At 57.6% G+C, this 14448-nt stretch carries 19 protein-coding genes; 10 read left to right on the top strand and 9 right to left on the bottom strand.

Annotated features, from left to right (window positions below; all coding sequences use genetic code 11):
- Positions 1–84: 84 nt before the first annotated feature.
- Positions 85–543 carry a hypothetical protein gene (locus QWY83_RS11190; RefSeq protein WP_249945827.1) on the top strand — a complete coding sequence of 153 codons (459 nt, stop codon included), beginning with the start codon at positions 85–87 and terminating at the stop codon, positions 541–543.
- A 130-nt stretch (positions 544–673) separates the two neighbouring features.
- On the opposite strand, the gene QWY83_RS11185 is transcribed toward QWY83_RS11190, so the two are convergent.
- Positions 674–1510 carry an AraC family transcriptional regulator gene (locus QWY83_RS11185; protein ID WP_290245963.1) on the bottom strand — a complete coding sequence of 279 codons (837 nt, stop codon included), beginning with the start codon at positions 1508–1510 and terminating at the stop codon, positions 674–676.
- A 137-nt stretch (positions 1511–1647) separates the two neighbouring features.
- Here QWY83_RS11185 and rpe point away from each other — a divergent pair, with 137 nt between their 5' ends.
- The 5 genes from rpe to QWY83_RS11160 all read left to right on the top strand — a co-directional run bounded on the left by rpe (position 1648) and on the right by QWY83_RS11160 (position 5850).
- Positions 1648–2337, top strand: coding sequence for a ribulose-phosphate 3-epimerase (rpe, locus tag QWY83_RS11180; RefSeq protein ID WP_249945829.1), 690 nt, complete (start codon positions 1648–1650; stop codon positions 2335–2337).
- Positions 2338–2550: 213 nt separating this feature from the next.
- Positions 2551–3459: a UDP-2,3-diacylglucosamine diphosphatase gene (locus QWY83_RS11175; RefSeq protein WP_249945830.1), complete on the top strand. Its 909-nt coding sequence runs from the start codon at positions 2551–2553 to the stop codon at positions 3457–3459.
- Positions 3456–4595 carry a ceramide glucosyltransferase gene (locus tag QWY83_RS11170; RefSeq protein ID WP_249945831.1) on the top strand — a complete coding sequence of 380 codons (1140 nt, stop codon included), beginning with the start codon at positions 3456–3458 and terminating at the stop codon, positions 4593–4595. The genes QWY83_RS11175 and QWY83_RS11170 overlap by 4 nt, the downstream gene beginning before the upstream one ends.
- Positions 4596–4597: 2 nt before the next feature.
- Positions 4598–5173, top strand: coding sequence for a DedA family protein (locus QWY83_RS11165; protein ID WP_249945832.1), 576 nt, complete (start codon positions 4598–4600; stop codon positions 5171–5173).
- Positions 5170–5850 carry a glycosyltransferase family 2 protein gene (locus QWY83_RS11160; protein WP_249945833.1) on the top strand — a complete coding sequence of 227 codons (681 nt, stop codon included), beginning with the start codon at positions 5170–5172 and terminating at the stop codon, positions 5848–5850. The genes QWY83_RS11165 and QWY83_RS11160 overlap by 4 nt, the downstream gene beginning before the upstream one ends.
- Here the strand turns inward: QWY83_RS11160 and QWY83_RS11155 are convergent.
- Positions 5847–6542, bottom strand: a complete 696-nt coding sequence (locus tag QWY83_RS11155) for a glutathione S-transferase N-terminal domain-containing protein (protein WP_249945834.1) — start codon at positions 6540–6542, stop codon at positions 5847–5849. The genes QWY83_RS11160 and QWY83_RS11155 overlap by 4 nt on opposite strands.
- Before the next feature lie 144 nt (positions 6543–6686).
- Between QWY83_RS11155 and mscL the strand changes: the two genes are divergently transcribed.
- Positions 6687–7121: a large conductance mechanosensitive channel protein MscL gene (gene mscL, locus QWY83_RS11150; RefSeq protein ID WP_249945835.1), complete on the top strand. Its 435-nt coding sequence runs from the start codon at positions 6687–6689 to the stop codon at positions 7119–7121.
- A gap of 72 nt (positions 7122–7193) precedes the next feature.
- Here the strand turns inward: mscL and ald are convergent, their stop codons facing one another.
- A complete protein-coding gene (gene ald, locus QWY83_RS11145) occupies positions 7194–8306 on the bottom strand; it encodes an alanine dehydrogenase (RefSeq protein WP_067549894.1) in 1113 nt (370 codons plus the stop codon).
- A gap of 120 nt (positions 8307–8426) precedes the next feature.
- On the opposite strand from ald, the gene QWY83_RS11140 reads away from it, so the two are divergent.
- Positions 8427–8900, top strand: coding sequence for an Lrp/AsnC family transcriptional regulator (locus QWY83_RS11140; RefSeq protein WP_067549896.1), 474 nt, complete (start codon positions 8427–8429; stop codon positions 8898–8900).
- Positions 8901–8957: 57 nt separating this feature from the next.
- Here QWY83_RS11140 and rpsU read toward each other — a convergent pair whose 3' ends face one another.
- Positions 8958–9164: a 30S ribosomal protein S21 gene (rpsU, locus tag QWY83_RS11135; RefSeq protein WP_067549898.1), complete on the bottom strand. Its 207-nt coding sequence runs from the start codon at positions 9162–9164 to the stop codon at positions 8958–8960.
- A gap of 106 nt (positions 9165–9270) precedes the next feature.
- Between rpsU and QWY83_RS11130 the strand changes: the two genes are divergently transcribed.
- Both QWY83_RS11130 and QWY83_RS11125 read left to right on the top strand, forming a co-directional pair.
- Positions 9271–9963: a COQ9 family protein gene (locus QWY83_RS11130; RefSeq protein ID WP_249945836.1), complete on the top strand. Its 693-nt coding sequence runs from the start codon at positions 9271–9273 to the stop codon at positions 9961–9963.
- A 12-nt stretch (positions 9964–9975) separates the two neighbouring features.
- Positions 9976–10962, top strand: coding sequence for an NAD(P)H-quinone oxidoreductase (locus tag QWY83_RS11125; RefSeq protein ID WP_249945837.1), 987 nt, complete (start codon positions 9976–9978; stop codon positions 10960–10962).
- Here QWY83_RS11125 and QWY83_RS11120 read toward each other — a convergent pair.
- From QWY83_RS11120 to QWY83_RS11100, 5 genes are all read right to left on the bottom strand, one after another.
- Entirely contained in the window at positions 10959–11573 is a 615-nt protein-coding gene (locus QWY83_RS11120) for a class I SAM-dependent methyltransferase (RefSeq protein WP_249945838.1), read from the bottom strand. The two genes, QWY83_RS11125 and QWY83_RS11120, sit on opposite strands and share 4 nt — an antisense overlap.
- A gap of 30 nt (positions 11574–11603) precedes the next feature.
- A complete protein-coding gene (locus QWY83_RS11115; RefSeq protein WP_249945839.1) occupies positions 11604–12314 on the bottom strand; it encodes a helix-turn-helix transcriptional regulator in 711 nt (236 codons plus the stop codon).
- Complete coding sequence (locus QWY83_RS11110; RefSeq protein WP_249945840.1) at positions 12314–12673, bottom strand: VOC family protein; 360 nt, start codon at positions 12671–12673, stop codon at positions 12314–12316. The genes QWY83_RS11115 and QWY83_RS11110 overlap by 1 nt, the downstream gene beginning before the upstream one ends.
- Positions 12674–12816: 143 nt before the next feature.
- Positions 12817–13701 carry a formyltetrahydrofolate deformylase gene (gene purU, locus QWY83_RS11105; RefSeq protein WP_067550526.1) on the bottom strand — a complete coding sequence of 295 codons (885 nt, stop codon included), beginning with the start codon at positions 13699–13701 and terminating at the stop codon, positions 12817–12819.
- Between the two features lie 178 nt (positions 13702–13879).
- Complete coding sequence (locus tag QWY83_RS11100; protein WP_249945841.1) at positions 13880–14443, bottom strand: DUF1285 domain-containing protein; 564 nt, start codon at positions 14441–14443, stop codon at positions 13880–13882.
- Between the last annotated feature and the right edge of the window lie 5 nt (positions 14444–14448).

Genomic DNA, 14448 nt, shown 5'->3' with positions numbered 1-14448 from the left:
CGGCAGTGAGGAGCACGTTCTGGCAAATGCCATAGAACGCTGATATTATTTGGCCGTTGTGTGAGTTTGCCAATAGGAGCAAAAATGTTTGGTGCCCTGACCTTCGTTGGAAGCTTAATTCTGGCTTCAGTGGGCTTTCTTTTTGGTCGCCTCTACGCGGAATCTGCACTTATTCTGTCTGAAAAGCGAAGAAACTATTTGGAATTTCTTAGCGTCCTTCCGCCACTTTTAGACACCTACAACAACTCCACCGATGAAGAGTTTTTGACCTCTCTTCGGCCTGCAATGGAGTACTTTCCGCGCCTAATGTTTTATGCGGATCAGTCGGTCATATTGGCCTGGGGTGTTTTGCAGCAGAGGTATATTGAAGCAAATGCAACTCTAACGCCCAATAGCCCAGCACTGGCCCCAGAATACAAAGCGCTTGCGACGGCGCAAAATAACTTGGTGCTGGAAATGCGGCGCGATGCCTTTCGGTGGTCGATCTTCAACTACAGTGGAAAATCCCGCGTTCCTGAAAAGTTAGAGTTTAACAAACCTTAGAGAACTGGGTTCCATATATTCTCTGACCGATACACGTGTGCAGACATTTTCTTCGAATTTTCAGCACCTGCTCCCCCACTCACCAAACACCCCTTTCCTCTCACACCGCCCGATCACTCAGCGACCCACCTCACAAAACAGGTTGGACTGTGTTGCGTTGGCGGGTTTTGCGGAATTGGGCGGGGGTCATGCCGTGGTGGGCGAGGAAGAGTTTGTGGAAGTGGGATAGGTTGGGGATGCCGCAGTCGGCTGCGATCTCGGCCAAGCTGTCGGTTGATCCGATCAATTGCCGCCCTGCATAGTCCATGCGAATGCCGTTGACGTATTCGGACGGGCTTTGCCCCAGAAACTGACGGGCGGTGCGGCTGACGTGGGCATGGGCGCGGCCTGTGACCCGCACGAACCCAGCGGCCCCGTCGCGGAACACGTCGGGATTGCGGGCGGCGGCGCAGGCGTCAGCCAACCAGCGCGGCGCACCAGCGGCGAGCGAGACGGTCTCGTCGATCAGTTCGGACAAGAGCGGCAAGAGAAACGCCGTCGCATCGAGTGCGGTGCCATTGCGACGCTCTAACCGCACGGCAGCGCGGTTCAAGTCAGCCATCTGCTGCATGTCGCGGGTGTAGGTTTCGGGCCGCTCTGAGTTCCCCCAAAAGAACCGATCAGCGACCTGCGGATATTGCTGCCCGATCGCCTCAATCACCTTTGGATCAAAGGCAATCGACACGACCATCGCGTCCTCACCCTTGCCCTGAAGGGCATGGGCATGGGTGGGCTGCACAAAGAGGAGCGTGCCCTCTTTGTGATCGGTGTGACCCTTGGGGCCATATTCACGGATGCGGCCGTTCTGCACCCAGATCAGTTCGGGAAAATCATGGGTGTGCAGCGCCGTGGGGCGCTGGCTCGTCAGCATGGCACGTGACAACTGGCACGCCAAATCGGCGGGCAGGAACTCTTTATGGCGAAGCACGATCACATTCATACCCGCAGTTTAACACAGTCGTTGTAACAGGTCTTTGGCTATGATGCCGCGGCTGCAAAGAGGGCGTGACCTTGCGCGTTTTCCGCGCTAGAACCCTGCCCGTTGCCGCAAAAGAAAGCACTCCAATGTCGTTTGACCGCTCGATCAAGATCGCACCGTCGATTCTCTCTGCCGATTTCGCAAATTTCGGTCAGGAAATTCAGGCCATCGAAGCGCAGGGCGCTGACTGGGTTCATGTGGACGTGATGGATGGTCACTTTGTCCCGAACCTCACCTTTGGCCCGCCTGCCGTCAAAGCGTTCCGCCCGCACGTGAAAACGTTCATGGACGTGCACCTGATGATCGCGCCCGTCGATCCCTATATCGAAGCCTACGCCGAAGCGGGTGCCGATATGATCAGCGCGCACATCGAGGCTGGCCCGCATATTCACCGCACCATTCAGGCGATTAAAGCCCAAGGCGTTAAGGCTGGCGTGGCGCTGAACCCTGCGACCCCTGCTGAGGCGGTCGAATATCTGCTCGACATGGTGGACATGGTTCTTGTGATGACCGTGAACCCAGGCTTTGGCGGTCAGAAATTCATCCATTCCGGCGTCGAGAAGGTCCGCAAGGTCCGTCAGATGATCGGTGACCGCGAGATCCACATTCAGGTCGATGGCGGCGTTGATGTGAACACTGCGCCGCTGGTGGCTGCCGCGGGTGCGGATTCGCTCGTTGCTGGGTCGGCGGTGTTCAAAGGTGGTTCCGTCCACGCACCAGAGGTTTACGGCGAGAATATCCGCGCCATTCGCGCTGCGGCAAACGCCGCGCTCTGAGCCAAAAACCCACGTTGAATGACAGAGGCCGTGCCGAAAGGTGCGGCCTTACTTTTTTGTATAAATTTCGACGGAAACCCCAAGGACTGTCGTTTCATTGTGCAGATTAGAGAAATTTCCGCCTGCAGATGTTTTTCCAACCAACCGAAACGTAGCTGTCACATTAGCCATTTAAGCATCTGCATATATTTTCGACTCTTGGGGCGTCGCACTATGACTAAACATTTGAAGAACGGCTTTGCAGGCTTTCCCGCCGATCTTGTCAAAGAGGTGCTGGGCACCATCGCGACCAAAGACCAGACGCCAAAGCGCATCCAACCCGGCCAACGCTATTTTCCATCGCTTTTCATTTCGGACATGCATCTGGGGGCCCATAGCTGCCAAGCGGACGCCCTGCTGTCGTTCCTCGAATGCCACGTGGCTGATACGATCTACTTGGTTGGTGATATCTTTGATATCTGGCGGCCGATTGGGTCGAACTGGAAACCTGTCCACCATAAGATCGTGAACCTGCTGCTGGATCGTATGCGGTCTGGCGTGCGGATCGTTTACACCCCTGGCAACCACGATGAGTTTTTCCGTCACTACTTTGGTGAATACTTCGGCAATCTAACGGTCGCCGATTACGTCTATCACACCACATCGAACGGAACGAAGTTCCTCGTCATTCACGGCGATTGCGTTGACCTGTTCGAACGTAAGGCGCCTGTGTTGTCAAAGCTCGGCGCTCATGCGGAAAACCTGCTGCGTGGCGTGCAATTGCTGGTGAACCGTGGCCTGAATGCCTTTGGACGTGAGGACTGGTGCGGCGTTGATCATCTGATCGCCTTTGGGAACCGTTTGGTACGTGCCAAGGAAACCTTTCAACTCCGTCTGGCCGATCTGTCGCGGACACATGACGCCGATGGCATCATCTGTGGGCACTTCCATCAGTCGGCGCTGCACGATGACCACGGTGTAATCTACGCAAACTGCGGGGATTGGACCGAGAACTGCACGGCTCTGGCGGAAACCGCCAGCGGTCAGTTGATGATGCTCGATTGGTCAGCACACAGCGCCCTCGCTCGTAAAGAGGCGCGGGTTGCGGGACGCAATGACGCCTCGGTCACGGCACGCGCATGACCGATATTCTGACAGGACTGGCGGTCGGCCTTTTGGGCGCAACATCTGCGTTGCAACTTGCGTCCGTTGGCGCGGCGCTTTGGGCGGCTGAGCGCTCGCTCCGGAAATCCATGATCACGGGAACACCGGGGGTGACGGTTCTGCGGCCTGTGTGCGGGTTGGAAAATAACCTTGAAGACACCCTACGCACCACATTCCGGTCGAGCTATCGCGGCCCGCTTCAGATTATTTTCTGCTGCTCGGACGCCGATGATCCCGTGGTTCCGCTGGTCAATCGGTTGATCGAAGCGCATCCTGAGGTCAACGCGACACTCTTGATCGGGGATGACCGCCTGTCGGGCAATCCAAAGCTTAACAACCTCGTCAAAGGTTGGGCTGCGGCAGAGCATGATTACATCCTGATGGCCGATAGCAACGTGTTGTTGCCGCACGACTATATCCAACGCCTTTTTTCCCGCTGGACCGAAGGCACGGGCCTTGTCACCTCGCCCCCGTCTGGCATCCGCGCCACGAACATTTGGGGTGATCTGGAGGCTGCATTCCTCAACACCTATCAAGGCCGTTGGCAGCTATCGTCGGATGTGTTCGGCAATGGCTACGCACAGGGCAAAATGCTGTTCTGGCGGCGGGATATTCTGGACAATGCGGGCGGGTTGATCGCCTTGGGTCGTGACATGGCCGAAGACGTCGCATCGACCAAGGTCGTCCGCGAGGCTGGCCTCAAGGTCCGTCTCTTGGGCAACCTCCTGCCCCAACCCATCGGGTCCCGCGATTGGCAGAGCGTTTGGACCCGTCAGGTCCGCTGGGCCAAGGTGCGCCGCATGGGGTTCCCTGCCCTCTATGCCGCTGAGGTCCTGTCGGGGATCGCGGTGCCGATGTTTTTGACGCTGTTCCTGACCCTAAACGGCGCCCTGAATTGGGCGAACCTCTTGGCCCTGCCGATCCTGTGGTTCGGCCTCGAATACCTCTTGGCCCGCCGCGCAGGCTGGCCTGCGAAACCACGCGATATCGCAACGTGGATCATGCGCGACGCGATGATCCCTGCCCTGTGGGTTGCGGGATGGCGCGGAAAAGGGTTCGAATGGCGCGGTAACTCGATGTCCTCGGACGCCGTGGGCACAACGACCGAAAGCTAAGAATGGACCTCTCGACGATCCAAACGCTGGTGCAGGCGCATGGCCTATGGCTGCTCGCGCCCGTCACGGTTCTGGAAGGCCCGATTGTGACGGTGATCGCGGCCTATATGGCCTCGCTCGGGTTGCTAAATCTCTATGCGGTTTATGTGATTTGCGTGTTGGGCGATCTGGTCGGCGACGCGGGCATCTATGCGCTGGGCCGTTGGGGGCCAAAGACGCTCCCTGGTCGATGGCAGGTGCGGCTGGGATTGAACCGCAGTCGCCGAAACGGGCTCAAGGATCACTTCCGCGACACAGGTGGGCGGACGCTTTTGATCGGCAAACTCACCCATTCGGCGGGCGCTGCGGTGCTGTTCGCTGCGGGCACGGGCAAGATGCCGTTTGGTGCGTTCCTCGGCTGGAACCTCTTGGGCACTTTGCCCAAAACGCTGCTCTTCGTCGTGATCGGCTACATGTTCGGCTACGCCTATTCGACCATCGACAACTACATTTTCCGCGCCACGCTGATCCTTGCGGCCTTGATCGCCGTGGGCGTCGTCGTTTGGTATTTGCGCGGTAGATCGCAGGCCTCTCAATGACGACACTCAGCTGCATTATCCCCGCTTACAATGAGGCTAGCCGCATTGAGGCTGTCTTGCGGTCGGTCGTCGGTCATCCGCTGATCGACGAGGTTATCGTGGTTGATGACGGGTCAACGGATGGCACGGCGGAGGTGGTCAAAGGGGTCGAGGGCGTTCGCCTGATCGAACTGCCCCAGAACAAGGGCAAGACGTGGGCCGTCACCGTCGGGATTGAGGCAGCGACAGGTGACACGCTGATGTTCGTGGATGCGGATTTGCTGGGATTGGACGCCTCGCATCTGACCGCGCTGATCGCGCCCGTTCAAGAGGGTAAGGCGGATATCACGATCAGCCTGCGGGCAAATGCGCCGCGCCCGTGGCACTGGATCGGGATTGATTACATTTCGGGTGAACGGGTAATGCCGCGCGGGTTGCTGATCGATCAGATCGACGCAATGCGGGCGCTACCGAAATTCGGATTGGAGGTGTTCATGAACAGCCTCCTGATCCGCCAATCGGCCCGCATCGCAATTGTGCAGTGGCCCGAAGTGGAAAGCCCGCTCAAAGGGACAAAGTTCGGCTGGGCCGAAGGGCTAAAGCGCGACGTAAAAATGATCCGCGACATGGCGCAGACCGTCGGGCTGTTGGGGTTGGCAGCGCAGGTCTATCGCATGCGCCGCCAGAGGGTCGTTTAGGCCATACGCTCTAGCGCTCGCTGAACGGCTGGGCGGTCGTAGAACCGCTTTTCGTAGTCCACGACGTTGGTGAAATCAGACCAGCCCAGTACGTCACGCGCACCGTAGTAGTCGAGCGTGGTGAGCCACGGCGCAATCGCCATATCCGCAATCGAATAATCGCCAGCGACCCAATCGTGTTTGCTCAACTGTGTATTCAGCACGTTCAAAAGACGTTTGGATTCATTGATATAGCGGTCGCGGGCGGTGGGATCTTTCATCTTTGCGCCTGCGAATTTGTAGAAAAAGCCCAACTGCCCAAACATCGGACCCGCGCCGCCCATCTGCCACATCAGCCATTGATAGACGGTGAATTTCTCGGAGGCGGTGCTGCCCGCGAACTTGCCCGACTTCTCTGCGAGGTACTGCAGGATCGCGCCGCTCTCGAACAAACCCAATGGCGTGCCGTCAGGCCCATTCGGGTCAAGGATCGCAGGGATTTTGTTGTTCGGGCTCAGCGACAGAAATTCGGGGCTGCGCATGATGTCATCCGACAAACCACCCGTAGAGTGGTATTCATACTCGATCCCCATTTCTTCGAGGGCGATGGGCACCTTGCGACCGTTCGGGGTGCCGAATGCGTAGACCTGAAGAATGTCAGGATTTTGCGCGGGCCAGCGTTTTGTGACGAGGAAATTAGAGAGGTCGGCCATTGGAATACCCTATGGTAAATTAATTTTATCGCTCACCCCTACACTGTAAAATTAAGCATAGAAACATCCCCAAGGTGGGATATACCTGTGCGCACTCGCGCAGGAAAACAACTTATGCGTGGGCAAAACAAATGGGGGCATATCATGCTTAATGAATTCAAAGATTTTATCTCCAAGGGCAATGTCATGGACATGGCTGTTGGTATCATCGTCGGCGCCGCATTCACGGCCATCGTTTCGTCGCTTGTCGCGGACCTGATCAACCCGATCATCGGTCTAATCATCGGCGGTATCGACTTCTCTAACCTTTACGTCGTTCTCAGCGGCGATGTTCCTGCTGGATCGAGCCTTGATGCGGCACGCGAGGCAGGCGCTGCAGTCTTTGCCTACGGGTCGTTCTTGATGGCTGTGATCAACTTCCTGATCATCGCATTCGTTGTGTTCATGCTGGTCAAACAGGTGAACCGCATCAAAGACGCGACGGCGAAGAAAGAAGAAGCCGTCGAAGCGCCTGCAGCACCCGCAGGTCCGACCGAGTTGGATATTCTGATGGAAATCCGCGACAGCCTGAAAAAGTAAGCTGTCCACCCAAACAAATGAAAAGGCCCGCCAAACGGCGGGCCTTTTGCGTTACTCCTACAGGGGAGGAAGTCAGAGCAACGAAGCAGCGTCTACAGTCGGCAGGCCAAGAGCCTCGCCCACAGCAGCGTAGGTCAACTGACCAGCGTGAACGTTCAGACCGTTCAGCAGGTGTTTGTCGTCTGCGCAGGCTTTCTTCCAACCTTTGTTCGCAAGAGCGATCATGAACGGCAGGGTCGCGTTGCCCAGCGCGAGGGTCGACGTGCGCGCCACAGCACCCGGCATGTTGGCGACGCAGTAGTGCATGATGCCATCAACTTCGTAGATCGGGTCTTGGTGGGTTGTTGCGCGGGAGGTCTCGAAACAGCCGCCTTGGTCGATTGCAACGTCAACCAGAACCGCACCCGGTTTCAGCTCGGACAGTTGCGCCTTGGAGATCAGTTTCGGAGCAGCAGCACCCGGGATCAGAACAGCGCCGATGATCATGTCAGCCTGACGCGCCAGTTCGATGGTGTTCGCAGCCGATGCATATGCGGTCTTGAAAGTGCCACCGAATACGTCGTCGAGGTAACGCAGACGCGGCAGCGAACGGTCGAGAACGGTCACATCAGCGCCCATGCCCGCAGCGATTTTCGCCGCGTGGGTGCCGACGACACCGCCGCCGATAACCAGCACGCGACCGGGTGCAACGCCTGGCACGCCACCCAACAGCACCCCACGACCGCCATTCGCTTTTTGCAGCGTGTAGGCACCAACTTGCGGCGCCAGACGACCAGCAACTTCGGACATCGGGGCAAGCAGGGGAAGCCCGCCACGGTCGTCGGTTACGGTTTCATAGGCGATGCAGGTTGCGCCAGACGCAAGCAGGTCTTTGGTCTGCTCCGGATCGGGAGCGAGGTGCAGATATGTGAACAGAAGCTGGCCTTCGCGGAGCATCTTACGCTCAACCGCCTGAGGCTCTTTTACTTTTACGATCATGTCCGCAGCGGCGAAAACTTCGGCAGCGGTCGCAGCGATTTTCGCGCCAGCTGCGATGTAGTCCTCGTCGGTGAAACCAGCGCCCATACCAGCAGCGGTTTCAACAGTGACGGTGTGACCGTTTGCGACTGCCTCTTGAGCAGCTGCAGGTGTCAGACCTACGCGGAATTCTTGGGGTTTGATTTCTTTGGGGCAGCCGATGTGCATTGGGGTCTCTCCTGTTCGTTGTGATCAAGATGACGCGCCCATTACGCAATTACTTGGACATTTTGAGTGCCGATGGTATAAGTTTTCGAAGATTATTCGAATAATGACGGAAATACTGGGATGAATTCGCGCGAAGATGGATTGGATTCGATAGATCGTCGGATTCTGGAGGTTCTGCAAAAAGATGGGCGAATCTCGAACGCGGAATTGGCGGATAAGGTCCATTTGTCGGCCTCTGCCTGTCATCGGCGTGTCCAGCGGCTCGAGAAGGACAAGTTCATCAAAGGCTACGTTGCCCTCGTCGATCCACGCAAAATCAACCGCAAAACGACCGTGTTTGTTGAGATCACACTGAGCGGTCAGGCAGATGAAATCCTCAGCGGCTTTGAAAAGGCCGTGTCGCTGATCCCTGACGTGTTGGAATGTCACCTGATGGCGGGATCTGCGGACTATCTACTCAAGGTCGTGGCCGAAGACGCCGAAGATTTCGCCCGCATCCACCGTCGCCACCTAGCAGGCCTTCCGGGCGTGCAGACGTTGCAATCGTCGTTTTCGCTGAAACAGGTGCGGCAGACCACGGCCCTGCCCGTCTAAAGAAAAAGCCCCCGCAGCCAAAGCTACGGGGGCCAATTTCGCCACGGTGGTGTGCTCTTAGAGCATACCCTCGCGTTGCAGCTTTTTCCGAGCCAGCTTGCGCTGACGACGAATCGCCTCAGCCTTTTCACGGGCCTTCTGGATGGAGGGCTTCTCGAAATGTTGCTTGAGCTTCATTTCACGGAAGACGCCTTCACGCTGCAGTTTTTTCTTAAGCGCACGGAGCGCCTGTTCTACGTTGTTATCGCGAACACTAACCTGCATGTGGTTTTCACCACCTTTCTAAGTTGGATTTGCAAAAGATTGCAGGATGGCCGCGTATAGCAATGGCACTATGTTTTGTCTAGTCTGCCGCCAGAAGGAGAACGCTATGCCGATCACCCCCCTATCACCGATGCAAAACCGCCTGCTGGACGCCATTGAACCCCATGTCATTTTCGACGGGTGGAGCGAGGACGCCTTTAAGATGGCGATCGCGGAGTCTGGACTGAGCGATGCTGACGCCCGCGCCGCCTGTCCGCGCGGTGCGACCGACCTTGCCGTGGCTTATCACCAGCGGGGCGATGCGGCGATGGTCGCACAGATGAAGGCCGCCGATCTGGCGTCGATGCGCTATAGCGAACGTGTGGCGGCTGCGATCTGGTTCCGCCTAGAGGTCGTGGACCGCGATATGGTGCGTCGTGGCATGACGCTGTTTTCGATGCCCCACCTCGCGCCTGTTGGGACGCAGTTGGTTTGGGGCACGGCGGACCTGATCTGGGAAACGCTTGGCGACACTTCGGACGACATCAATTGGTATTCGAAACGCACGATCCTATCGGGCGTCTATGCGTCCTGCGTGGTCTATTGGCTTGGCGATGAAACGGGAGGCGAAGCGACCGCTGCCTTTATCGACCGCCGCATCGACAACGTTATGCAGTTCGAGAAATTCAAATCCACCGTGAAAAAGACACCCGTTCTGGGGCAATTCGCGACAGGGATGGAAAAGCTACTCTCTGGCATCAAAGCTCCGAAACGGGGCGCCGCAGAGGATCTGCCTGGACGCTGGACCCTGAACGACTAAGGAGGAAGGCCAATGGCCGATATGATGCGCGCGGTTGAAATCACCCAAGCCGGCGGACCAGAGGTTTTGCAACTGTGTTCACGTCCGATCCCCACGCCCCAAGCGGGTCAGGTGGTGATCAAAGTGGCCTATGCGGGCGTGAACCGTCCCGATGCTTTGCAGCGTGCGGGCCTCTATGCGCCTCCTCCAACGGCGAGCGACCTGCCTGGCCTAGAGGCCTCGGGCACTGTGGTAGCGGTCGGCGAAGGGGCCGAGGGCGTGAAAGTCGGCGATCAGGTTTGCGCCCTCCTCCCCGGTGGGGGCTATGCCGAATACGTGGCGACACCTGCCGCGCACTGCCTGCCCGTGCCAGATGGCCTTTCGATGAAAGAGGCCGCGTGCCTACCCGAAACATTCTACACCGTGTGGTCGAACGTGTTCATGCGCGGCGGTCTGCAAGGCGGCGAACGGTTCCTCGTCCACGGCGGATCGTCGGGGATCGGAACAACGGCGATCCAACTGGCCAAGGCGTTAGGCGCACGGGTCTTTGCGACCGCGGGATCAACTGACAAGTGTCAGGCCTGCGAGGACCTCGGTGCAGAGAAATGTTTCAACTATCGCGATGAGGATTTCGTCGCGGGGATGAAAGCGGTCGGCGGTGCGAACCTGATCCTCGATATGGTGGGCGGATCGTATATCGACAAAAACATCAAATCGCTGGCAGATGACGGGCGTCTGGTTCAGATCGCGTTCCTTCAGGGCTCCAAGGTCGAAGTGAACTGGGCGCAACTGATGATGCGCCGTTTGACCTTCACAGGCTCGACCCTGCGACCCCAGTCCGATCTGGCGAAAGCCCGCATTGCGGATGAATTGCGCGCAAAGGTCTGGCCACTGCTGGACGCGGGCAAGGTGCGCCCCGTCATGCATAGCGAATTTCCGTTAGAGGCCACCTCTGAGGCGCATGCCCTGATGGAGAGCAGCGCTCATATTGGAAAGATCGTTCTAAATGTCGGCGGTTAAGGTTTCCGCCAGACCGCACCAATGGTTGCGGACATGCCATCGTGTCCGCGACCTTCTTGGAGCTGCAGTTCGTCGATCGACAGACGCAAGAGCGTGTAATCGGCAAAGGTCTCGCGCAAGAGGGCTTCGGAATAGAGGTGCGCCAGATCGCGCGGCCCGCCTGTGTTGAACGCCAATTGTTCAGGGCGATAGCCGACAATCACCAGATAGCCGCCTGATTTCAGCGCCTTGCGCATCCCCGCCCATTTGCGCTCGCGCTCATGCGGTTTGCTAAATTGGGTGAACACCTCGGCCACCACGTCAAAGGCGGCCTCGGGATAGTCCCAATCATGAGCATCCCCGAGTTCGAGGGTGATCGGCACGTTGTGACGTTCCGCCAGCGCCTTGGCCCGCGATTGGGCCGTGGGCGATACATCGACCGACGTCACATCGAGCCCGTGACGCGCCAGCCAAACACCATTGCGCCCCTCACCATCCGCCACGGCCAACGCCGTCCCTTGGGTTGGCAAAAGGCGGGTCACATCGCGGAGGAAATAGGTCGGCTCTTCGCCGAACAAATAGCCGTCGGTATTGGCAAAGCGAGCTTCCCAGTCGAGTGTCGGAAGGGCCATTTGGGTCTCCTGAAATAGGTTGCCCCTAATTTAGTTGCTTTGCGGCTGGGATACCATGAGCGGCCTACGGTCATCGGATGCGTAAAAATCGCGCAGGGTTTTGCCAGCCTCGTCTTTGAACCGTTCGTCCTCGGTTATGTCTGCGATGCGGTCGATGCGAAACATGCGAAAGCCCGCACGCAGTTCGCACCAACAGACCATTGTCCAGACCTTCCCCCAATACCAAAGCCCCAAGGGACGCACAGTGCGGGTCGTGGCAGAGCCACTCTCATCGCGATAGGTGATCGTGAGGCGGCGTTTTTCATAAGATACCCGTTCGATTTGGTCGATCAACTGGCGCACTTCGAGCGATAGGTCATTCATATCATGGGCATTGACGCCGACCGCGTTGACCCGCTGGCGCAATCGCTCTGGCAGAACGGCTTCGATTTTGACGATTGCTTCGGTCGCGCCTTCGGCCATCGCAGCGCCGCCCCAGACCTGCATCATTCGTGCGCCCGCGACGAGGGCGACGATCTCTGCCTCGGTGAACATCAAGGGTGGGAGGTCATAGCCGTCGCGCATGATGTATCCGACGCCCGCCTCGCCCTCGATCGGGACACCCGTGGACATCAGATCGGCCACGTCGCGGTAAATCGTCCGCGGCGTGACCTCTAGTTTTTCAGCGAGTTGCGCTGCCGTCACCAAACGCCCGCCTCGCAGGAGTTGAACGATCTGGAAAAGACGGTCAGCGCGGCGCATCAGGCGGCCTCGAACAGGCCGATGCGGTTGCCATCGGGATCGCGGGTATAGGCAAAGCGGCCCTGCGGAATGTCGATGATCGGGCTATCGACCGCGCCACCATGCGCCGGCACCCGCGCAAGTGCGTTTTCCAAACCGTCGGTCACGGTCATGTGCAAAACGCCAGCGCCTTGGCCCGCAGCCGGATCAACAAAGAGGTCCGTTCCAACGCTGCCTTCGGTTGCGACAGCGGCAACACGACGACCGCCTTCTTCGCGGAAGGTGACATCAATTTTCAGGATGGCCGCGTAATAGGCAGCGGCGGCGTCCAGATCACGCACGGGGGTTTCGGTCCAGATAACAACAGGTTGGGCAGTCATTTCCAATCTCCTTTGGATTTGTGATGCCCTGTCATGACACACCCCTACTGACAGCGTACTGTCAGCGTCTTTGCACGCCTAAGCAGAAAAAGAAAAGGGCGACCCGAAGGCCGCCCACCGAGGGAGAATATGGAAGTGGGAGATTAGCCCATACGCTCCGAGACGTATGCACCCGGGGAGGCGGGGAATACGACGGTCTTGTTGCCGTTGAGGAAAACGCGGTGCTGAACGTGCGCGTGGATGGCGCGGGACAGGCACTGGCTCTCTACGTCGCGGCCGAGCGATACATAGTCAGAGGCCGACTGAGCGTGGGTGATGCGAACGATGTCCTGTTCGATGATCGGGCCTTCGTCGAGGTCAGCGGTCACATAGTGCGCAGTTGCACCGATCAGTTTAACGCCACGCTCGTAGGCTTGTTTGTAAGGGTTCGCGCCTTTGAAGGACGGCAGGAACGAGTGGTGGATGTTGATGATCTTGCCAGACATCTTTGTGCAGAGGTCATCCGAGAGAACCTGCATGTAGCGAGCCAGAACGATCAGCTCTGCTTCGGTGTCTTCGACAACCTGCATGATCGCGGCTTCTGCCTGCGGTTTGTTCTCTTTGGTCACTTTGATGCAGTGGAACGGCAGGTCGTGGTTCACGACGACCTTCTGATAGTCCATGTGGTTCGAAATCACCGCAACGATGTCGATCGGCAGCGCACCGATTTTCCAACGGTAAAGAAGGTCGTTCAGGCAGTGACCAAAGCGGGACACCATGATTACGACTTTCATTTTGACGGATTCGTCATGGAACGCGTAGTCCATGCCGAACTTCTCAGCCGTTGCGGCCATGCCAGCGTTCAGATCGGCAAGCGACATGCCCTTTTCCGAAGTGAAGCTGACGCGCATAAAGAACTGACCTGTGCCAGCGTCGTCGAACTGCGATGCGTCAGTAATGTTACAGCCAGTATCGGCCATGTAGTTTGCGACTGCTGCAACAATCCCACGGGTGGATTGGCAGGTCACTGTGAGGGCGTATTTGGACATGGGGGACTCCGCGTTGGATTTAATGCGGTGATACACCTCAAACGCGTTTCGCAAAGGTGCGCGAAACGTCATTTTCCAGCCTGAAACGTCATTTACGACACCGCTAACGGTCCAAAATTTCCTGATGTTTACGGCTGTTTATCATAAGCGACATTCGTTCTCTGAACTGCGACCTCGGCTATTCCAGCTCGGCGGCGGGGATGATTCCAAAGAAAGTCTCCATCGAGCGAACGCCGAACATATCGCCTTCGACCTCGCCTAGATCGACAAGGCGGTAAAACGACTTGCGGTCAATCAGCGCCCAAAGGTTACGGCGGATCAGCACATACGGGGACGGCTCGCCCGTCTCGGGGTCGCGCTCAACGCGGATCGGATGGTCGAGGCCAGCGGTTACAACGTCATCGACATTGGTCACAAACTCTAGCCCGTCCTCTGTCACCTCAAAATCAATCGCCACAAAGGGCGCGTCATCGACAATGATCCCGACCTTTTCGACGGGCGTGACGAGGAAATAGTTCTCACCATCCTTGCGAATGATGGAGGAGAACAGTTTGACCAGCGGCTTACGGCCAATCGGCGTGCCCAGATAGAACCACGTCCCGTCGCGCGCGATCCGCATGTCGATGTCACCGCAAAACGGTGGATTCCATTTATCAACGGGCGGCGGGCCCTTTTTTGAGGCAGCTTTCGCAGCAGAAGCGAGACTTTCCGCCGACGGGGTAACATTCTTTTGTGCAGTCATGTTTT

Source organism: Marivivens donghaensis (assembly GCF_030410045.1).
Taxonomy (GTDB): domain Bacteria; phylum Pseudomonadota; class Alphaproteobacteria; order Rhodobacterales; family Rhodobacteraceae; genus Marivivens; species Marivivens donghaensis.
The sequence above is the reverse complement of the archived record's forward strand: the minus strand, read 5'-3'. Positions and strand labels throughout refer to the sequence as shown.